The 20,342-nt window shown below is 69.9% G+C and carries 16 protein-coding genes; 6 read left to right on the plus strand and 10 right to left on the minus strand.

All coding sequences use genetic code 11. The features are described 5' to 3' along the window. Positions 1-35: 35 nt before the first annotated feature. The 3 genes from SSPN_RS0120470 to acs form a co-directional block, all read right to left on the minus strand. A complete protein-coding gene (locus tag SSPN_RS0120470) occupies positions 36-542 on the minus strand; it encodes a phage holin family protein (RefSeq protein WP_010307892.1) in 507 nt (168 codons plus the stop codon). Between the two features lie 159 nt (positions 543-701). Beyond that, entirely contained in the window at positions 702-1,940 is a 1,239-nt protein-coding gene (gene nhaA / locus SSPN_RS0120475) for a Na+/H+ antiporter NhaA (protein ID WP_010307896.1), read from the minus strand. 244 nt (positions 1,941-2,184) lie between these two features. Further along, entirely contained in the window at positions 2,185-4,167 is a 1,983-nt protein-coding gene (acs, locus tag SSPN_RS0120480) for an acetate--CoA ligase (RefSeq protein ID WP_010307900.1), read from the minus strand. A 212-nt stretch (positions 4,168-4,379) separates the two neighbouring features. Here acs and SSPN_RS0120485 point away from each other — a divergent pair, with 212 nt between their 5' ends. Next, positions 4,380-5,126 (plus strand): Fic family protein, encoded by a 747-nt coding sequence (locus SSPN_RS0120485; RefSeq protein WP_029535543.1) that lies wholly within the window; start codon positions 4,380-4,382, stop codon positions 5,124-5,126. A 139-nt stretch (positions 5,127-5,265) separates the two neighbouring features. After that, entirely contained in the window at positions 5,266-6,201 is a 936-nt protein-coding gene (locus tag SSPN_RS0120490) for a nucleoside hydrolase (RefSeq protein WP_029535544.1), read from the plus strand. A gap of 138 nt (positions 6,202-6,339) precedes the next feature. On the opposite strand, the gene murQ is transcribed toward SSPN_RS0120490, so the two are convergent. The 7 genes from murQ to SSPN_RS0120525 all read right to left on the minus strand — a co-directional run bounded on the left by murQ (position 6,340) and on the right by SSPN_RS0120525 (position 15,670). Then, the gene (gene murQ, locus SSPN_RS0120495; protein ID WP_010307913.1) at positions 6,340-7,251 is read right to left on the minus strand and encodes an N-acetylmuramic acid 6-phosphate etherase; all 912 of its coding nucleotides are present in this window, start codon (positions 7,249-7,251) and stop codon (positions 6,340-6,342) included. Between the two features lie 58 nt (positions 7,252-7,309). After that, a complete protein-coding gene (locus tag SSPN_RS0120500) occupies positions 7,310-8,230 on the minus strand; it encodes a MurR/RpiR family transcriptional regulator (protein WP_010307918.1) in 921 nt (306 codons plus the stop codon). 550 nt (positions 8,231-8,780) lie between these two features. After that, the gene (locus SSPN_RS0120505; protein ID WP_010307921.1) at positions 8,781-9,182 is read right to left on the minus strand and encodes a MarR family winged helix-turn-helix transcriptional regulator; all 402 of its coding nucleotides are present in this window, start codon (positions 9,180-9,182) and stop codon (positions 8,781-8,783) included. Between the two features lie 214 nt (positions 9,183-9,396). Continuing rightward, complete coding sequence (locus SSPN_RS0120510; protein WP_010307925.1) at positions 9,397-11,133, minus strand: serine hydrolase domain-containing protein; 1,737 nt, start codon at positions 11,131-11,133, stop codon at positions 9,397-9,399. A gap of 10 nt (positions 11,134-11,143) precedes the next feature. Then, on the minus strand, positions 11,144-12,394 hold the full coding sequence (locus tag SSPN_RS0120515; RefSeq protein WP_170121531.1) for an exo-beta-N-acetylmuramidase NamZ family protein: 1,251 nt from the start codon (positions 12,392-12,394) through the stop codon (positions 11,144-11,146). A 72-nt stretch (positions 12,395-12,466) separates the two neighbouring features. After that, complete coding sequence (locus SSPN_RS0120520; protein WP_029535546.1) at positions 12,467-14,242, minus strand: glycoside hydrolase family 3 protein; 1,776 nt, start codon at positions 14,240-14,242, stop codon at positions 12,467-12,469. Positions 14,243-14,842: 600 nt separating this feature from the next. Beyond that, positions 14,843-15,670 carry an HAD family hydrolase gene (locus SSPN_RS0120525; protein ID WP_029535547.1) on the minus strand — a complete coding sequence of 276 codons (828 nt, stop codon included), beginning with the start codon at positions 15,668-15,670 and terminating at the stop codon, positions 14,843-14,845. 703 nt (positions 15,671-16,373) lie between these two features. Here SSPN_RS0120525 and ssd point away from each other — a divergent pair. From ssd to SSPN_RS44760, 4 genes are all read left to right on the plus strand, one after another. Further along, positions 16,374-17,450 (plus strand): septum site-determining protein Ssd, encoded by a 1,077-nt coding sequence (gene ssd / locus SSPN_RS0120530; RefSeq protein WP_010307940.1) that lies wholly within the window; start codon positions 16,374-16,376, stop codon positions 17,448-17,450. A gap of 271 nt (positions 17,451-17,721) precedes the next feature. Beyond that, positions 17,722-18,816 carry a TadA family conjugal transfer-associated ATPase gene (locus SSPN_RS44755; RefSeq protein WP_085982144.1) on the plus strand — a complete coding sequence of 365 codons (1,095 nt, stop codon included), beginning with the start codon at positions 17,722-17,724 and terminating at the stop codon, positions 18,814-18,816. Continuing rightward, positions 18,810-19,610, plus strand: a complete 801-nt coding sequence (locus tag SSPN_RS0120540; RefSeq protein ID WP_010307949.1) for a type II secretion system F family protein — start codon at positions 18,810-18,812, stop codon at positions 19,608-19,610. The genes SSPN_RS44755 and SSPN_RS0120540 overlap by 7 nt, the downstream gene beginning before the upstream one ends. Then, on the plus strand, positions 19,607-20,308 hold the full coding sequence (locus SSPN_RS44760) for a type II secretion system F family protein (RefSeq protein ID WP_010307953.1): 702 nt from the start codon (positions 19,607-19,609) through the stop codon (positions 20,306-20,308). Before SSPN_RS0120540 ends, SSPN_RS44760 begins: the two co-directional genes overlap by 4 nt. The last annotated feature ends 34 nt before the right edge of the window (positions 20,309-20,342 follow it).

Below are 20,342 nucleotides of genomic sequence, written 5' to 3' on the forward strand. Positions count from 1 at the left end.
GCGGAACAGATCGCCCTCGGTGCTGAGCGCGTCGCTCAGGACGCTGCCGGGGTTTCCTCGGTGTCGTGGTGGCGCTTGGTGATCTGCTTGGTGTCCTTGAGCGTTTCGATGGTGCGCTTCGGTGCCCGGATCTTGCGCACCCGCATGTAGCCGAGCAGCGCCAGCAGCCCCGCCACCAGCAACATCACGAGGAACACGATGCCGAAGGCCGCCCACCGCCACAGGCCGAGCTGGGCCAGCCCCTCGGCCAGCGTGAAGAACAGGAAGAACAGGCTGAAGCCGAGCACGGTCAGCGCGAGGACGAAGTAGACGCTGCCCTTGACGGCCTTCTTCATCTCGCCGGCGAGCTCGGTCTTGGCCAGCTCTACCTCGGACCTGACCAATGTGGACAGGTGAGTCGTGGCATCGCGGACCAACGCGCCGATGGACTGCCCGTTGGGAGCAGTGCCCTCTTCGGACAGCGGGATGGACGTGACCGCAGTCCACCCCGCACCGTCACGGCTGCCGTTGGTGCTCTTCTGGGCGCTGTTCACGAGCCCCATCGTGCCACGCGCGATCAACGGGCGACCGGGCGACTCGCGGTGTGTTACCCGTGAGTGGCCCGCATCGGCAGGTGTTCCGCAGTTTCATTGAAACCTCGTGCCGGGACCTCGAGGCGCAGTTTCAACTGAAACTGCGGTCCCCCGAGGGCAGCACGCGGTTCAGGCGTCGTCGGTGCCGTTGCCGTTCTTGAGCTTGCGGCCGCGTCGCAGCAGGACCGTCGCGGCGAGCAGCGACGCGATGCCGGACGCGATCAGCACTGCGGCCTTGGCGCGTTCCGCCGCCGCACCGGCCAGCGACAGGTCGGCGATCAGCAGGCTGACCGTGAAGCCGACGCCGCCGAGCATCGCCAGCGCCGCCATGTCGCGCCACTGGACCGAGTCCGGTTTCGCGCCGATGCCCAGCTTCACCGCGAGGAAGGAGCTGCCGAAGATGCCGATCAGCTTGCCCACCACCAGGCCGATGATGACCGCGATGGCCACCCGGTCCGCGCCGATCGCGGCCAGCGCCTCGCCGTTCACCGGAACCCCGGCGGCGAAGAACGCGAAGACCGGCACTATGAGCCCGGCCGACCAGGGCTGCAGCCGCTGTTCCAGGCGCATCGCCGGCGACGCTTGCTCGTGCGGGTCGCGCTTCACACGGGTGAGCAGCCCGAGCACCACGCCGGCGATCGTCGCGTGGATGCCGCTGGTGTGCACCGCGATCCAGGTGGCCACGGCCAGCGGCACGTACAGCCACGGCGTGGTGATCCGCTTGCGCTGCAGGTACCAGTAGGCGACGCAGAGCACGACCGCTGCGAGCAGCGCGAGCGCGCTGAGCCCGCCGGTGAACAGCACCGCGATCACCACGATCGCGCCCAGATCGTCGACCACCGCGAGGCTCAGCAAAAAGACCCGCGCCGCGGTGGGCATCCAGGAGCCGGTCAGCGACAGCACACCCAGCGCGAAGGCGATGTCGGTGGCGACCGGGATCGCCCACGCGGCATGCGCGCCGGGCGTGCCGTGGCCGATCGAGAAGGCAAGCACGGCGGGCACGATCATGCCGCCGATCGCGGCGATCACCGGCAGCAGCGCGCTCTTGATGTTGGACAGCTCGCCGACCACGAGTTCGCGCTTGAGCTCCAGCCCCGCGACGAAGAAGAAGATCGCGAGCAGCCCGTCCTTTGCCCAGTCGCCGATGGACAGGTCGAGGTGCAGGGCCGCTGGCCCGATCTCGAAGTCGCGGATCGCGTGGTAGAGCCCCGCCGCGGGGGAGTTCGCCAGCAGCAGCGCGACGGCGGTGGCGGCCAGCAGGACCATGCCGCCGACGGTTTCGGTCCGCAAGTAGGAGCCGAAGTCGAACGTTCGTGCGGATCGCCCGGCCTTGGCGGGCCGGGACTGGTTGCGGGCGGCTTTCGACACTGGCGGCTCCGATCGCGGGTAGCACGAGCTACAACGCCGACCAGTCTTCCCGGCACACCTTTGTCGAAATATTAGCATCCACGATCCGCCTGATCGCCTTCACAAGCACAGCAGGAGCGGTGTTCGTGCAGGTGAAGACGCATTTCTCAGGTGGTTCGGCCGGAAGCTTACGACCCTCTGACATGGAGAGAGCGCCGGGGACGCCCCCCAAAAAAAGGACGTCCCCGGCGCTTCATCAGTGCGGTCAGTCGTCGCTGGACTTCTTCAGCCCGCTGGAGATGAGGTCCATGACCGAGGAGTCGGCGAGCGTCGTGACGTCGCCGACCTCGCGGTTCTCCGCGACGTCGCGCAGCAGCCGCCGCATGATCTTGCCGGAGCGGGTCTTGGGCAGCTCAGGCACGACCATGATCTGGCGGGGCTTGGCGATCGGGCCGATCTCGTGAGAGACGTGCTCGCGCAGTTCCTTGAGGGCGGCCTCGCCGCTGGCGGTGTCGTCGATGCCGCCGCGCAGGATCACGAACGCCACGATGCCCTGGCCGGTGGTGGGATCGGAGGCCCCGACCACGGCCGCCTCGGCGACATTGGGGTGCGACACCAGGGCGGACTCGACCTCCGTGGTGGAGATGCGGTGCCCGGAGACGTTCATGACGTCGTCGACCCGGCCCAGCAGCCAGATGTCGCCGTCGGCGTCGTACTTGGCACCGTCGCCGGCGAAGTAGAAGCCGAGGTCGGCGAACTTCGACCAATAGGTCTCCCGGTAGCGGTCGTCGTCGCCCCAGATGCCGCGGAGCATCGACGGCCACGGCCCGTCCAGCACCAGCAGCCCGCCGCCGCCGTTGCCGACCTCCGCCCCGGTCTCGTCGACGACCTTCGCCGAGATCCCCGGCAGCGGCCGCTGCGCCGAGCCGGGCTTGGCGGCGGTGACCCCGGGCAGCGGGGAGATCATGATCGCCCCGGTCTCGGTCTGCCACCAGGTGTCCACGACCGGCGTGCGGTCGCCGCCGATGTTCTTGCGGTACCAGATCCAGGCCTCGGGGTTGATCGGCTCGCCGACCGAGCCCAGCACGCGCAGGGAGGACAGGTCGTACTTCGCGGGGATCTCCGCGCCCCACTTCATGAACGTGCGGATCGTCGTCGGGGCGGTGTAGTAGATCGTCACCCCGTACTTCTGCACGACCTCCCAGTGCCGGCCCTCGTGCGGCGCGTTGGGGGTGCCCTCGTAGATGACCTGGGTCGCCCCGTTGGCCAGCGGCCCGTACACGATGTAGGTGTGGCCGGTGACCCAGCCGATGTCCGCGGTGCACCAGTACACGTCCGACTCCGGCTTGAGGTCGAAGACGTTCTGGTGCGTGTAGGCGGCCTGGGTGAGGTAGCCGCCGGAGGTGTGCAGGATGCCCTTGGGCCTACCGGTGGTGCCCGAGGTGTAGAGGATGAACAGCGGCTGCTCGGCGTCGAAGGCCTCCGGGGCGTGGGTCTCCGGCTGGCCCTCCAGGACGTCATCCCACCACTTGTCGCGGGCGTCGTCCCAGGCGACCTCGCCGCCGGTGCGCTTGACCACCACCACGTGCTCGACGCTCGGGGTCTCCGCGACGGCCTCGTCCACGTTGGCCTTCAGCGGCATCGCCTTGCCGCGCCGGTACTGGCCGTCTGAGGTGATGACCACTTTCGCCGCGGCGTCGTTGATGCGGGTGCGCAGCGCCTCCGAGGAGAATCCGCCGAAGACGACGCTGTGCATCGCGCCCAGCCTGGCGCACGCCAGCATCGAGAACACCGCTTCGGGCAGCATCGGCAGGTAGATCGCTACCCGGTCGCCCGCGCCGACGCCCAGCGCAGCCAGGGCGTTGGCGGTGCGGGAGACCTCCCGCTGCAGCTCCGCGTACGTGATCGTGCGCGAATCCCCGGGCTCGCCTTCCCAGTGGATCGCGACGCGGTCGCCGCTGCCGGCCTCGACGTGCCGGTCCACGCAGTTGTGGGCCACGTTCAGCTTGCCGCCGACGAACCACTTCGCGAACGGGGCATTCGACCAGTCCAGGACCTGGTTCCACTTGGTGTCCCAGTGCAGTCGCTCGGCCTGCTTGGCCCAGAACGCCTCCCGGTCCGCCGAGGCTTCCTCGTACAGCGCCGACGTGGCGTTTGCCTGTGCCGCGAATTCCTGGGACGGCGGGAATGTCCTGCTTTCCGTGAGCAGGTTGTCGAGCGTGTTGCTCTGCCCGTCGGGCTGGCTCATTGCCGTGAACCTCCCTGGTTATGGGATGCCAGTGCAAGAGGAACCGTAATGCGATCGGGCTCACTGCAACAGAGGGTTCGTCCGAATGGTTCAGACCAATCACGCATTACGGTCTGAATTCCCTTTACCCAGGGTGGCAGCGCGGTCACTGTGTCATATGTCGCAATCGGGGTCGGCAGCGGGGGGATGGCGTGCCGGTAGCGTCGTCGGGCGTGAACGAGAAGCCATCGCTGGCACCGCTGCTGGAGCTGGACGGCGTCGCCGACGCCGTGACCGCCGCCCGCGCGGCGATCGACGAGGTGCACCGGCACCCGGCCAACCGGCGCGGCTGGCCCGCCACCGCGGCCGAGGCGTCCGTCCGGGCGGCCCGCGCGTCGGCGGCCATCGCGGGCGGCGCGGCCGAGATCCCGGAATCCGGCGAGGTCACCGACCCGCTGCTAGCCGGTTCGCTGCGGATCGCCGAGGCGATGGGCACGCTGCTGCCCACGTGGCAGCGCGCGCCGCGGCAGGCGCTGGCCCGGATGCACGTGCTCGCGGCGGCCGACCTGATCGACGACCCGGACCGGCTTGGCCGTCCGCAGGCCGACCCGTTGATCGCCGAGCGGCTCGACCTGCTCGCCGAGATCATCACCGACCGCGAAGCGCAGGGGCCGGGCCCGGTGCTGGCGGCGGTCGTGCATGGCGAACTCCTCGCGCTGCAGCCGTTCGGCACTGCCGACGGGGTGATCGCGCGGGCTGCGGGGCGGCTCAGCGTGATCGGCAGCGGGCTCGACCCGAAGGGCCTAGTGGTTCCCGAGGTCGCGTATTTCCGGCGGCAGGAGGAGTACGCCGAACGCGCCCTCGGCTTCGCCACCGGCGAGATCGACGAGGTCGCGGCCTGGATCGTGTACTGCTGCCAGGCGTTGGAGGCCGGGGCGCGCGAGGCGAAGTCGATCGCCGACGCCGTCCAGGAGGGCTGAGCGGCCCGGGAACCTGGTTTTGCCTGGTCGGGGCCCGCGGGTGTTTCAGGTTCGCCCCGAAGGCGCTGGCGGGCCCCGACCAGGCTTTGCAAGCGAGCGGGGCGCGGGTGCCCCGGACTTGGGCGGGAAGGGGTTGGGCGTGGCGAAGAAGATCTTGATCGACTGCGATCCGGGCATCGACGACGCGTTGGCGCTGGCGCTGGCGCACGGCAGTCCCGATCTGGACGTCGTCGGCGTGACCACCGTCGTAGGCAACGTCGAGTTGGAGCACACCACCGACAACGCCCTGCGGCTGCGCGACTTCTACGGCATGGACGTGCCGGTCGCGCGCGGTGCCGGTCAGCCGCTGGTGCGCGAGCCGAAGACCGCCGGGGACGTGCACGGCAACACCGGTCTCGGCGGCGTGGTGCTGCCCGAGCCGAAGTCGAAGCTGAGCGACCAGCACGCCGTCGACTTCATTATCGACACCTTGGCCGCCGCGCCCGGCGAGATCAGCCTGACGGCGGTCGGGCCGCTCACCAACATCGCGCTCGCGCTGCGCAAGGAGCCGAAGATCGCCGAGTGGGCCGGGGAATTCGTCATCATGGGCGGCTCCTACACACGCGGCAACACGAATCCGGCCGCCGAGTTCAACATGCTCGCCGATCCCGAGGGCGCGGCCGTCGCGTTCAACGCGCCCTGGCGGACGGTCATGATCGGGCTGGACCTGACCTACCAGGCCCGGGCGAACGCCGCGGTGCGCGCGCGGTTCGCCGACCTCGGTCGGCTGGAGTCGGAGCTGATCACGCCATGCCTGGACTTCTACGGCAGCCACGTCAGCTACCGCGACGAGGGCCCGGCCATCCACGACGCCTGCGCGATCGCGTACGTGATCGACCCGGGGTTGTTCCAGACGGTGTCGGCCCGCGTCGACGTCGAAACGCAGGGCCGCTTCACCGCCGGCATGACGGTCACGGACTTCGGGGCCCCGTCCGACGTCCACAACGCCGACGTCGCCACGACCCTCGACGCCGAAGCCTTCTGGACCCTGGTCGCCGACGCCTACCGCAACGTCGCCGCCAACCTCCCGGACTGACCCGCGGGCAGGGCGCTGGCGCGGGTGCGCGATCAGTTGCGGGACCAGCTCGGGGAGTTGCGGGGTCGGCAGTCCTGGCGGCTTGACGGACCGGATCGGCAGTGCCGTGATCCTGAGTGGCGGGAACGGGGCTCCCGGTCAGTTCTCGACGGCTCGGAGCGCGTCGCGGACGTGGCCGTCGGAGACCGCCAGCGCCGCCGCCGCTCGCTCGATGTCGACGCCGGCGAGCAGGTGCACCAGCGCGGTCTTGAGGTCGCCGTCCGCCGCCGTGAGCGCTGCCGCGCACACCTCTTCGGAAGCTCCGGTCGCTTCCTGCAGGATGCTGATCGTGCGGCCGCGCAGCTTCGCGTTGGTGGCGAGCATGCTGACCATCAGGTTCGAGTAGGTCCGGCCCATCCGGATCATCACCGCGGTGGAGAACGAGGTAAGCACCAGCTTCTGCGCGGTGCCCGCCTTCATCCGGGTCGACCCGCTGATCGGCTCCGGCCCGGTGTCCACCGCGATCACCACGTCGGCCGGCACATTCCCGACGTTCGGGTTCGACGTCACCAGCGCGGTCCGCGCCCCGAGCCCCTGCGCGGCCTCCAACGCGCCGAGCACGTACGGCGTCCGCCCGGACGCCGCGAGCCCCAGGACGAAGTCGAGCCCGCTCGCGCCCTCGCGGATTGCGGCGGCACCGGATTCGACGTCGTCCTCGGCGTTCTCCACGGCGTGCAGGAAGGCCTGCGGGCCGCCGGCCTGGTGCGCGATGACCCAGTTCGGCGGCACGTTGAAGGTCGGGATCAGTTCGGCGGCGTCCAGCACCGCGAGCCGCCCGGAGGTACCCGCGCCGACGTAATGCACCCGGCCACCCGCGCGCAGCGCCGCGACGGCCATGTCCACCGCGCGGGCCAGCTCGGGCAGCACCCGGCCGACCGCAACCGGCACCGTCCGGTCCTCGCCGTTGAGGACGTGCAGGACGTCCAGGGTCGGCAGCAGGTCGATGTCCCTGGTACTGGGGTTGTTTCGTTCGGTGGGGGTGTCGACGCGGACCGCGCGGTCCCGGCTCATCGCGCCTCCTGCGGCAATTGCGGGAACACCCGGTCGGGGTGCGGGTGGGGGTCGCGCATCAGGTCTCCTTCTGCCGCCGGCGGTCCGGCCGGCTGCCGAGGCGGTGGCCACCCACCGCTTCGTAGGTGGCTTCCAGCGCTGCCTTCGCCTGGTCCAGGTGGCGTTGCGCGACGCCGATGAACAGGCAGTCGATCACGGTCAGCTGCCCGATGCGGCTGGCCATCGCGCCGGAGCGGTAGGTGGTCTCGCGCACCGCGGTGGTCAGCACGCGGTCGGCGACCTCGGTGATGGGCGAGCGGGCGAAGTTGGTCAAGGCGGCGGTGGTGGCTCCGCGTCGCCGCGCCTCGCGGAGTGCCTCGACCGTCTCGGCGGTGGCGCCCGTGTGCGAGATGCCGATGGCGACATCGCCTTCCCGCAGCACTGCCGCCGAGGTCAGCGCGTTGTGCGTGTCGGCCCAGGCAAAGCAGGTCAGGCCGATGCGGTGCAGCTTCTGCTGCAGGTCGAGCGCGACGAAGGCGCTGGCGCCGACGCCGTAGACGTCGATGCGGCGGGCCGCGGCGACGTCGTCGACGAGCCGCACCAGGATCGCGGCGTCCAGCTGATCCGCGGTCTCCTCGACCGCCTTGGCGTCGGCGTAACCGACCTTCTCGATGATCTGCCCGAGGTCGTCGTCCGGGGCGATGTCGCTGCCCAGCTCGCGGTCCCGGGTGGAGGTGCGCGCCGTGTCGGCGGCGAGCGCGATGCGCAGGTCCGGGTAGCCGCCGACGCCGATCGCCTTGCAGAACCGGGTGACGGTGGTTTCGCTGGTGCCAGCGGCCTCGGCGACCTCGGTGATGCTGCGCCGGGCGATCGAAGCCGGGTCGGCGAGCACGATGTTGGCCACGCGCTGTTCGGCTCGGGCGAGGCCGGGCAGCAGGGAGCGAATCTTGACGAGCGGGCTTGACTCGCCCGATTCGCGGAACGTGTCGTCAGTGGCCATGTGGGAAACTTACTAACCGCAGCTTGCGCAGGTCAATGGGCGTCTTCTGGGTTTCCGCTCGGAGGACGCGGCAAACTCATACCCAGGTTGCATCCGAACCCAACTACTCCGAAAGGGGTAATTGCTGGTCCGCGCGGTGACGTTGCGATTCACGCCCGGCGTCATGCACCCCGAAACACCTGCCGTCCTTGATCGAAACATTTCTGCCCAACACTGCCGTCCGCACGCGCGTTCGGGGAGGACGCATCGGATGGCCGTCGGGGCAACGCGAAGCGATCCGCAGAAGGACCAGGCGGTGCGCGAGAAGCTGGTGGACTACACGCAGCGGTTCACCCCCCGCAGCTATCGCCGGTGGAAGCCCAGAGCGGTGGCGACGACGGCGCTGGGCGGCCACGTGGCCGAAGGCGCGTTTTTTTCAGAATGTCCTCGCGGTCCCGCGGAATTGCCGACACTTCGACTCCCTCCAACGGTTGCGGCTGCGGTCCGACACTGCCCGCCCGCGACCCGCCACTCGAGTCGAACGGTTCCCGAACGGAGCGGCCGGCCGGGATCAGCGGTCGGCGAGGGCCCGTTGGAGCAGGCCGTGCAGGGCTTGCTGTTCCGCTTGGGTGAGTCCGGCCAGCGGGGTGTTCACCGAGAAGCGCTCGATGATCTGCGCGCGCTGCCGCTCGCCCTCGGCGGTCAGGGCGAGTTGTTTGGCGCGGCGGTCACGCGGGTGCGGCTGCCGGGTGACCAGGCCGTTTTTCTCCAGCCGGTCCACCACGAAGGTCACGTTCGATGTCGCGCAGTGCATCCGGTCGGCGAGTTCGCGCATGGTCAGCGGTTCGCTCAGCTCGCGCAGCGCGATCGCCTGGGGCGCGGTGAGGTTGGTGTCGGCTATGCAGCCGCGCACGTGTTCGTTGATGTTGTGCGCGAGCTCGCTGATCAGGCCGCAGAGTTCGCGCGCGGCCATCGGCTCGTCCATGTAACGAGTCTAGCAAGCTAGAACTGTTTTAACTCTAATAGTTTAAGTTGTTAGTTCATATCCCATGAACTATGCACAGCGCTCAATGGAATTCGGACTTCGATTTCCATTGAAATCGCGGACCTCCGGCGCGTCGGATGCACGACACGCCGGAGGATGTGGACAACTTCCGCAACTTCCATTGAAGTTGCGGACTTCCGCGTCAGCGGTCGGTCGAAAGCCAGCCGTCGGGGTGGAGGCGGTTCGCTTGGAGCTCGCCGTCCAACAAGGTCGCGTCGCGATCGGCCACGAGGATGCCGTCCACGTTCACGCCCCGGCCGGAGTACATGCCGTCGGGGGCGTAGCGCCACCGCAGGCGCACCTGCTGGCCGGCGTCCGCGTCGACCGTGCCGCGCACCTTCCACCAGCTCCGGTGTCCCGCCCCGGCCAACGAGCTCTGCGGCCCGTCGGGAGCACCAGGGCCGGACGCGCGGACGGTCACCGGCTGCCACCCAGCACCGTCCACACTGGCCTCCACGAGCAGCGGGTCCGTCCCGTCGCTGTCGTGCTGGGTATCCACGAACGCGAAGAACGACACCTGCGTCGGGCCGCTGACCGGTCCCAGCGCGTCAGTCGTCAACGTCCCACCGCGCTCGGAGAACCACGATTCGGAACCCAGCGCCGGATCCACGGCGAGCGACCGCGCCATGCCCTGCGCCAGTGCCTGCCGGGCGGGGTTGTTCGATCCCCAGTCCCGCGACGGGTGCACCCGGTTGGTGAGCAGCACCGCCACCGAGCGGGACGCCGGGTCGATCACCAGCGACGTGCCGGTGAAGCCGGTGTGGCCCGCGGTGCGCGGCCCGCTGAGCCCGGCCATGTACCAGCGCTGGTCGAGCTCGAAGCCCAAACCGTGGGCGTTGCCGGGGAAAGCGCTGTTGAAGTTGGTCAGCATGTTCTCGACGCTGACCTTGGACAGGATGCGGTTGCCGCCGTAGGTGCCGCCGTTGAGCAGCGCCTGCCCCAGCGTCGCGAGGTCGTCGGCGGTGGAGAACACCCCGGCGTGGCCGGCGACCCCGCCCAGCGACCACGCGTTCTCGTCGTGGACCTGGCCACGCACCATGCCGCGCGGCGGCTCGGCCTCGTCTTCCGTCGCCGCGATGCGATGCAGCTCCGAGGCTGGCGGGTTGTAGCCGGTGTCGGTCATGCCCAGCGGCCCGGTGATCCGGTGCGCCACCACCTGGTCCAGCGGGGCACCCACGACGCGCGCGACCAGCAAGCCGAGGGTGATCATGTTCGGGTCGGAGTAGGTGTAGTGGGTGCCGGGCGGGAACTCCGGCGTCAGCTGCATGATCGACGGAATCCGCTGGTCCGCGGGCAGTTTCCAGAGCTTCACCTCGGCCTGCAGCCCGGAGGTGTGGGTGAGCAGCTGCCGGACGGTGATCGACTGCTTGCCGTTGACGCCGAACTCCGGCAGGTAATCGGCGACCGGCGAGTCCGGGTCCACCTCTCCGTCGTCGATCAGCTGCAGCACCGCGATCGAGGTGAACAGCTTGCTGATCGAGGCGACGTCGAAGATCGTGTCGGGCCGCATCGGTTCGCGCTGGTCGGCGGGCAGTTCGGTGCCCTTGCCGTCGGAGTAGCGCAGCTCGTCGCCCGCCGCTTCGCGGCGCACCACGACGCCGTCGTGCGCCAGCAGGCTGACCGCGCCCGCGTACATCGGGTGTTCGAGGCCGGGCGTCTTGTTAGTCCAGGCCGCCATCTGCCGCAGCGCCGCATCGATGGGTCCGGGATCGAGCCCCACTCCTTCGGGCGTGCCGTCCCGCAACACGGTGGCGGCGGGGGCGAATCCCTCCTGCGGGCGGTCGAAGTGGCCGTCTACGCGGCCGGGCGCCGCCGTGGCCGACCCCGCCAGCGCGGTGACCGAAAGCAGCGCCACCGCCGCCAGAATGGTCTTGCCCATCGCGTCCCCCTCAGCGGTAAAGCAGGTACGGTTCGCGTTGTCGTTGGAAGTCCGCCACGTCGCTCTGCCAGGCGCCGACGATCTCGTGCGCGTCGGCCCCCGCATCGACCATCGTGCGCAGCCGCTCCGAACCGGACAACTTGTCGATCATGTTGTCCGGCCGCCAGCCGAAGACCTGTGGGTACAGCCGGCGAGCGGTGACGATCATCGAGACCGAGGCGCCGATCGCGTCGATCTCGCCGTTGCGGTACACCTGCACGCCGCCGCAGGTCTCGTTGGCGTGCTTGGAGAAGGTCGGCACGAAGTAGGTTTCGCGGAATCGGAGTCCCGGTAGCCCGGCGGCGTTGAGCTCCTCCGCCCACCGCCAGTCGATGCCGGGCGCGCCGATGATCTCGAACGGCCTCGTGGTGCCCCGGCCTTCGGACAGCAAGGTTCCCTCGAACAGCCCTGTCCCGGGGTACACCGCCGCGGTGTCCGGGGTCGGCATGTTCGGGCTGGGCGGCACCCACGGCAGCCCAACGTCCGCACTGCGCCCGCGCCAGCCCTCGACGCGGATCACGTCCAGCCGGTCCAGCGGGCTCGGCAGGTACTCGCGGTCGAACAGCTGCGCCAGTTCGCCGACGGTCATGCCGTGTTGCTGCACGATCGGCAGCAGCCCGACGCCGGAGGCGAACCGCGGGTCCAGCCGTGGCCCGGCCACCCGGGCGCCGATCGGATTCGGCCGGTCGAGCACCAGGAACGCCGCGCCGATCTGGTGCGCCGCCTGCATCGCGGTGTACATCGTCCAGATGTAGGTGTAGAAGCGGGCGCCCACGTCGGCGATGTCGAACACGACCTGCTCGACGCCCGCCTTGCGGAACATATCGGCAAGCTTCGCGGCGTCGGCCCCGTACGCGTCGTACACCGGCAGCCCGGTGCGCGGATCGCGGTAGTCGCCCTCCGAGCCGCCGGCCTGGGACGTGCCGCGGAACCCGTGCTCCGGCCCGAAAACCGCGGCGACGTCCACCTCGCCGCTGGCGTGCATGGCATCCACGACGTGCTCCAACGACGCCAGCACGCCGGTCGGGTTGGTCACCACCCCGATCCGGCGGCCGGTGACGTCCTGCCAGTCCCGCGCGGCTAGGACGTCCGCGCCGGTCTCGACCGCGGAACCGAGTTCGGTGGCTGGCGGGGCGGCGCACGCGGAGCTCGCCGCGAGGCCGACTGCGGGCACGGACAGCGCAGCCGCAGTCAGGAAGCCCCGTCGATTCACACCACTCATGCGTGTCCTTTCCGTGTCCACCATGCTCCGCCCCGGGTTCTCGGGCTGGCGATTTCGCGCGAAATCGCCCATTTACCAGGTCAGACCGTGGCCGAACGGGTACTTGTCGACGCCGGGCTGGTGCGGGTCGGGCACCGGGACCGGCAGCTTGCCGACCGGGACGATCTCGCCGAAGAGCAACCTCGCCAGCGATTCCATCGCCACCGCCTTGTCCGAGTAGGTGGCGATCCAGGCGGGCAGTTCGACGTACGCCGCGTCGTACGGGTCGCGCACGGCGACCGCGACGACCGGCTTCCCGGTCTGCTGCAGGGCGCGGACCAGGTCGAGCTGCGCCTTGTTGTCCGGGTTCCAAGCGGCGTTGGTCAGCACCACCGCGATGTCGTTGCGCCTTGCCTCTTCGACGGCCTGGTTGATCTGCTCCGGGGTCGGCTTCAAGCCCGTCGCCAACGCCGTCGTCCGCGGGCCGCGCGCCTTGATGCGCTCCGCCAGCGCGGCGGTCGCCTTGTCCCCGGCGCCGGTCACGAACATCGTCGTCGGCGGCTTCAGCGGCAGCATCCCGTCGTTGCGCAGCACCGTCGTGGTGCGGTCGGTGATGGCTTGCGCTTCGAAAAGGTGCTTCCGCGTCCCGACGATCTTGTCTACTTTGGACACATCGACGAACGGGTTGTCCAGCACGCCACGGGCGGACTTCAGCGCGAGGATGCGCTTCACGCTCTCATCGATGCGCTGCTCGGTGAGCTGGCCGGTGCGCACCGCGTTGACCACGCCGTCGATGGCGACCGGCACGTTGAACGGTATCAGCATCACGTCGGCCCCGGCCTTGAGCGCCAGCACCGGGATCTCGGCGTCGGTGTGTTTCTCCCGCACGCCGTCCATCTTCAGCGAGTCGGTGACGATCACGCCTTGGTAGCCGAGCTCGTTGCGCAGCATCCCGGTGAGCACGTTCGGCGCGAGCGTCGACGGCTCACCGGAGTCGTCGAGCTTGGGCACCACGATGTGCGCGCTCATCACCATGTCGGTCCCGGCGCCGATCGCTTCCCTGAACGGCGGCGCGTCCAGCTGCTCCCACTGCTGCCGGTCGTGCTCGATCACCGGCAGCGAGGTGTGGCTGTCCTGGTTGGTGTCGCCGTGCCCCGGAAAGTGCTTGACCGAGGCCGACACCGTCTCGCCCGGCTTGGCCGAGTCCTCGTAGCCGCGGACCTGCGCGGCGGTGAGCTGCGCGGCGAGCGCTGGATCGGAGGAGAACGACCGCACCCCGATCACCGGGTTCGCCGGGTTGACGTTGACGTCGCCGCTCGGCGCGAAGTTCAGGTTCAGCCCCATCGCACGCAGTTCCTGTCCGGTGATCGCGGCCGAGCGGCTTGCGTCTTCAGGGTTGCGGCTGGCGCCGAGCGCCATGTTGCCCGGGAACTGGGTGGCCGGCTCCGGGATGCGGGTGATCTGCCCCTGCTCCTGGTCCGTAGAGATCAGCAGCGGCACCTTCGCGCCCGAGGTGAGCGCGGCGTTCTGCAGGCCGTTGGACAGCTCCGCGATCTGCTTGGGGTCGTAGAGGCTGTCGGTCCAGGCGAAATGGATGATGCCGCCGAGGTGGTACTTCTGCACCACCTGCGCCGGGGTGTCGACGCCGAACTCCTCCTGGTTCTTCGGGTGCGGCGTGTCCGCGGTGCGGCCGTACGCGTAGGTGATGAACAGCTGCCCGACCTTCTCCTCCAGCGTCATCTGCTTGAGCAGTTCGTCAGGTGACAGCCGTTGCGCCGGAGCGACTGCGCCGCCGGTCGCGGAAAGTGCTGCGGCGCCGATGGCGATGGCGCTCAGCGCGACAACGGCGCGGCGCGCTCGGGTCTTCACGTTGGCCTCCCTGCGGGCGGGGGATTTCGCCGGGCGGAAAGTGTTCACCACGAAATCGGTCGATTTCGAAAGTTACCCACGCGGCTCGCGCCGGTCAACGCTGTGCATCGGCGTGGGCACAGGCAGTCCCGCAAAGAGGGCTTTGGTCGGCGCAATCCTGCCTGCGGCATCGGGCCGATCTGGTGGAGAACTCCGGCGCACGCGAGCCGCGTGGCGAACGACCCCGCACATACGGCGGCGGCCCGTCGATCAGATCGACGGGCCGCCGCCCTCCGCGCGAGTACTCGGGTTACCAAGCGTGCACTTGTGTCGTAACTTCCGGGCTAGGCGTCCGGCGTCCCGGTACGCAACCCTGTGGAACGACCAGCCTTGTGTGCGGCAACGCGTGGGTGCTCTGGGTCTCGCGCGCGGAGTCTGATCGGGGTGGATGCTACTTCTCCTCCGTAACATCCCTGGCCAACCAGGGTCCGCACTTCTCTTTGTAGTCGGTGACGCGCGTCACTGCAAGGGTTCGGGTGTGCGCCGTAGGTATTGGTTCCGCCGGTGGTGATTACCGGGGTTCCGCTGTGTGGAGCCGAAAACGTGCGGCCGGATGCGCCATCAGCGGCGGCGGCGCCAGGCCCGCAAGCCCCACCACGCGGCTCCGGCCGCCGCCACCGCGCCCATGCCGACGCCGGCTGCGGTCACCGCGGCGCGGGACGGCGTGGGGATCCGGGCGCGCAGCGACACCGGGTGCTCGAAGGACAACGACGGCCAGCCGCGCTGGACGGCCTCCTTGCGCAGCCCGCGGTCGGGGTTGACGACGGTGGGATGCCCGACGCTCTCCAATAGCGGCAAGTCGGTGATCGAGTCCGAGTAGGCGTGGGATTCGGACAGGTCGTAGCCGTACTTGTCGGCGAGTTCTCTGGCGGCGGTCGCCTTGTTCTCCGCGGAGCAGTAGAACTCGACCTCGCCGGTGTAGCGGCCGTCGATCACGACCATCCGGGTGCCGGACCAGTGCGTGGCGCCGAGCAGCTTGGCGATGGGGGCGACGACCTCCTCGCCCGAGGCCGACAGCACGACGATGTCGTGGCCCTGCTCCTGGTGTTCGGCGATGAGCTGGGTGGCTTCCTTGTAGACCAGCGGGTCGACGATGTCGTGCAGGGTTTCGTCGACGATCGCGTTGACCTGCTCGACGTCCCAGCCGGTGCACAGCGAGGTGATGTGCGCGCGCATCCGGTCCATCTGGTCGGCGTCGGCGCCGGCCAGCATGAACACGAACTGGGCATAGGCGCTCTTCAGCACGGCCCGCCGGTTGATCAGACCCTCTTGGAAGAAGGGCCGGCTGAAGGCGAGCGTGCTCGACTTGGCGATGACGGTCTTGTCCAGGTCGAAGAACGCGGCCACCCGCCGTCCGGTGGGGGCCGATGGGTTCGCGGGCTCTGTCACGCCGACAGCATACGAGCCGGGAGGAGCGGGCTGCGGGTGCGCATTGCCGGAGCTTTTTCCATTCCTGTTTTCGCCTTCGATCTCCGTTGTCGCGTTTTGCGCGAGTGGTTCGGCAGTTGTCCTCTTTGCGGGGAGTTGTTGCGCGGTCCCGGTGCCGGGATTTCCGGACTCATCGGCGGGCATCCCGCGGACGCGCGCCGGGTGCGTCGGTGTGTGCCGATAACTCACGCTGCGTGTGGTGCTGCGTGTTGCTCTCGTCTAATGGCGGCTAATTCTTGACTCGAATGTCGGCTAGCGTTCGGTTCAGTGCACACCGAGCGCAAGAACGTTCCCTCTAATGGACGGGGGGCGTTGCAGGGGATCTACGGGCTAGAGTGAGGGTAGTCCGGTGCTACCCGGACAAGTTCAGCTCGACCCCCCGGAGCTGAACTGTTGACGACCCCCGCTCCTCCCCCCTGGCGGGGGTCGTCCCATTTCCGGCGGAGCCAGTGCGGGCGAATCCAGCCGAAGCGAATGTGAATTCTTTTTTTCGTCAGGTGAGTATCGCGCTTCCGGGGGATGCGAGTTATCCACAGGTGCTGGACTTGTCCACAGATTTGGAAAACCCGGTTGGCAGTCGTCGAAGATCCGGCCACCTTGGTTATCGAGCGCACCAATTCCGCGTTCATCCCACTCGTATCATTCGATTGCCGGAGGCATCACCATGACTACTGGACGTCCGCTGCTCATCACGCGGGATTCCGTGCTGGCAGAAGAGGTCTCGCGACTGGCCGCTGCCACCGGCGTCGAGCTGGAGCACACCCCGGATCCGGCGGCTGCCGACTGGCGGACCGCGCCGCTGGTGCTGCTCGACCCAACCGCGATCGGTGCGGCCGACGGTCTGCCGCGAAGACGCGGTGTCGCCGTGCTGTGCCGGGACCTGACCTCTGATCTTTGGCGCGCCGCGTTCGAGATCGGTGCCGAGCACGTCCTGCAACTACCCGCCGACGAGGCGACCCTCATCGAGCTGTTGTCCGATGCTGGCGACGTGCCGACGCAGGGCGGCCGGGTGCTCGCGGTGTTGGGCGGTTGTGGCGGTGCCGGTGCCTCGGTGGTGGCCACGGCGGTGGCGGTGGTCGCGGCGCGCGGCGGCGAACGGTCGTTGCTGGTCGACTGCGATCCGCTCGGTGGCGGCGTGGACCTCGCCGTCGGAGCCGAAGCGGCCGACGGCCTGCGCTGGTCGGGGTTGGCCGTCAACGCCGGTCGGCTCGCGGCGAGCGCGTTGCACGAGGCGTTGCCGAAGCGTCGCATCGGAGCCGGTGCGATCACAGTGCTGTCCTGCGACCGTGACGGGCCGTCGAGCGGGTTGACCCCGGAGGCGGTGCGAGCGGTGCTCGGTGCGGGTCGTCGGGCGGGCGACACTGTCGTCTGCGACCTGCCGCGCACCCTCCCGGCAGCGGCCGTGGCCGGGCTGCGCCAGGCAGACCTGACGGTGGTCGTCGTCCCTGCCGAAGTGCGCGCCTGCGCGGCGGCGGCCCGTGCGGTGGCGAGCATCCGTGAACATGCGGCTGGCCCGGTCCGGCTGGTGGTGCGAGGTCCGGCACCGGGCGGACTGCGCACGGCCGACGTGGCGCGAGCGGTGGGCGCGGAGGTCCTGTCGGTCATGCGGCCACAGCCGAGCCTGCCCGCCGCCCTGGACCGCGGCGGCTTCGGCGCGATCCGCCGGGGGCCGGTTGCGCGAGCCGCGCAGGCAGTCCTGGCCGCGCTCGCCGACGCGGAAATGTCCACTGTGGCTTGTTGAGTTCTTGATCGAGGCCCGTGTGCCGGCGGGCCTTCGGAGTTGCCCACAGCTTCGGTGCTGGCGGCGGCGGTCTCGTCGCGACGGCACCGATCTCGAGCGCGGGCTTGGAAGGTCCGCACCAGCCGGTCGGCCGGTGCGGGAAGCAGCTCTATTCGATGCTTCACCAGAACGGAAGTGGGTCAGTCATGTCCATGAGTCGTGTCCTGGAAATCGATCAGATCGCCGGCGCAGCGCCAGCGGGGTCCACTGTGGCCGATGCGATCGACGGCGAATTGCTGGAGCGGGTGCGCAACCGGCTGGTCGGCAGCGGTGCCACGCTGACCTCGGCAGCCGTCGCCTCCGCGGGCAGGAATTCCGCGGTGCCGGAGTGCTGGAGCCGCTGCTGCGCGATCCGGCGGTTTCCGACGTGCTCGTCACCGCGCCGAACAAGGTCTGGGTGGACCGGGGCGACGGGCTTCAGCGGGCGGCGGTGCGCTTCGCCGACGAGGATGCGGTGCGCCGTCTCGCACAGCGGCTCGCCGTTGCCAGCGGACGTCGGCTGGACGACGCCCAGCCGTGGGTCGACGCCTGGTTGCCGCAGGAAAGCGCGTCTGGGCCGGTGCGGTTGCACGCCGTGCTGCCGCCGGTCGCGGGCGAGGGCACCTGCATCTCGCTGCGCGTGCTGCGCCCTGCCGCGCACGACCTCGATGCGCTGCGGAGCTCCGGAGCCTTCGACGGGCCGACCGCCGCGGTGCTGCGCGAGATCGTGGCCGCCAGGCTGGCGTTCCTGGTGGTAGGAGGTACCGCCAGCGGCAAGACGACGCTGCTGGCGGCGATGCTGGGCGAGGTCGCGGAGTCCGAGCGCATCTTGTGTGTCGAAGAGGCCGCCGAGCTCTACCCGCGGCATCCGCACGTGGTCCGGTTGCTCACCCGCCCGGCGAACGTCGAAGGCGCGGGGGAGATCCAGGTCCGGGACCTCGTCCGGCAGGCGCTGCGCATGCGGCCGGACCGGCTCATCGTTGGCGAGGTGCGCGGCGGCGAGGTCCGTGAGCTGCTCGCCGCGCTGAACACCGGGCACGACGGGGGCGGTGGCACGCTACACGCCAACTCGCCGCAAGAGGTCCCGGCTCGGATGGAGGCACTGGCGGCGCTCGGCGGACTGCCGCGTGCCGCACTGCACAGCCAGCTGGCCGCGGCCGTGCAGGTGGTGCTGCACGTTCGGCGGAGCGCCCGGCGCGGCAGGCATCTCGCTGGTATCGGCGTGCTGCGCCGGGACGGCGACCTGGTCGAGGTGCTCCCGGCCTGGCAGGTCGAAAGCGGCTGGGGGCCGGGCAGGGATGCGTTGGCGGTGCTGCTGGAGGCGAGGGGAGGTGCCTTGCCGTGCTGATCCACGCGCTGGTCGTGCTGGCCGCGGCCGTCCTGTGCTGGCCGGAGATCCGGGCCCGCGAACGGCTCCGCACCGTGCCGGCCTACGTTCCTGGGCTCCCACTCCGTCGGGCGGCGCGGCTGCTCGCCGTTCCGGCCGTCGCGGTGGCGGGCTGGAGTTTCGCTGGTCCCGTTGGTTCGTGCGCGGGAATTGCCCTGTCGTTGCTCGGAGTGAAGTACTGGCGATCGCAGCGGGACTGGCGCCAGCGGCTGAAGCAGGCCGACGAGCTGACCGCCGGACTGCGGCTGTTGGTGGCGCAGCTGCGCGTAGGTGCCCACCCGGCCGCCGCGGCCGAGGGAGCGGCGGCGGAGTCGGGCCCGGCGGTTGGTCAGGTGTTCCAGGACATGGCCACCACGGTTCGGCTCGGCGGCGACGTCGCGACGGTTCTCGAAGCGCACGACGGGGCCGCCGAACTGCGTGAGCCACTGGGTCGGATGGCGAAGGCCTGGGCGCTCGCGGAGCGGCACGGCGTCGCATTGGCCGACTTGCTCGATTCGGTGCGCAGCGATGTCGAACGGCGCGCGGCGTTCCGCCGGGACGTCGAAGCGAAGATGGCTGGCCCGCGGTCGACAGCTGCCGTGCTCACCGGGCTGCCGCTCTTCGGGCTGCTGTTCGGCGAGGCGGTCGGGGCAGCACCGATCACCGTGCTGACCGGCGGATTGCTCGGGCAACTTCTCCTGCTGGTCGGGGTGGCCTTGCTGTGCGCCGGGGTCGGCTGGACGTTGCGCCTGACCAGGGCGGTGGTGCAGCCGTGATCGAACTGCTGCTCGCGGCGGTGGCCCTGCTGCTCGTCCCGGCGAGTTCGGCGCGGGCGCGGCTGCGAGCGCTCGGCCCGCGATCGCCGGGGCGGAGCCGGACAGCACCGTCCATTGTGGCCTGGATGCTCCCGCTGGCCGCCGGGGCCGGTGCGGTGCAGGCGGTGGGTCCGGTCGGCGGGGTCTTGATCGGCCTGGCCGCCGCCTTCGCCGTGCGTCGGTGGTCCGCGGCGGCTGACAGGCGACGCGACCGAACGGACCCGCTGGCGTTGGCTGCGGGTTGGGACCTGCTGGCTGCCGGGATGCGCGCCGGGCTGCCGGTGCCGGTGATCGTGCGGGCCGTGGCCGACGAGCTCACCGGTTCGGCGTGCCGAACGCTGCGCGAGGTCGCCGATCACCTCGCGCTGGGCTCGGATGCCGCAACCGGCTGGGAACCGGCATTGCGGAACCCAGACACGGCGGAGCTCGCACGTGCGGCCCGGCGAACCGCCCGGACCGGCAGCGCGCTGGCGGACGTTGCTGGCGAGATCGCAAGCCACGCGCGAGCCACGGTCGCCGAGCAGGCCCAAGCACGCGCTCAGCGAGCAACGGTGTGGATCTCGGCACCGCTGGGCCTGTGCTTCCTGCCCGCGTTTCTGTGCCTTGGGGTGCTCCCCGTGGTGGTCGGCATGGCGCACCGCCTCGCGGCGCCGTTGTAATCCATTGTGGACAAGTATTGGAAGGGGTCGGTCG

The organism is Saccharopolyspora spinosa NRRL 18395, assembly GCF_000194155.1.
Taxonomy (GTDB): Bacteria; Actinomycetota; Actinomycetes; order Mycobacteriales; family Pseudonocardiaceae; genus Saccharopolyspora; species Saccharopolyspora spinosa.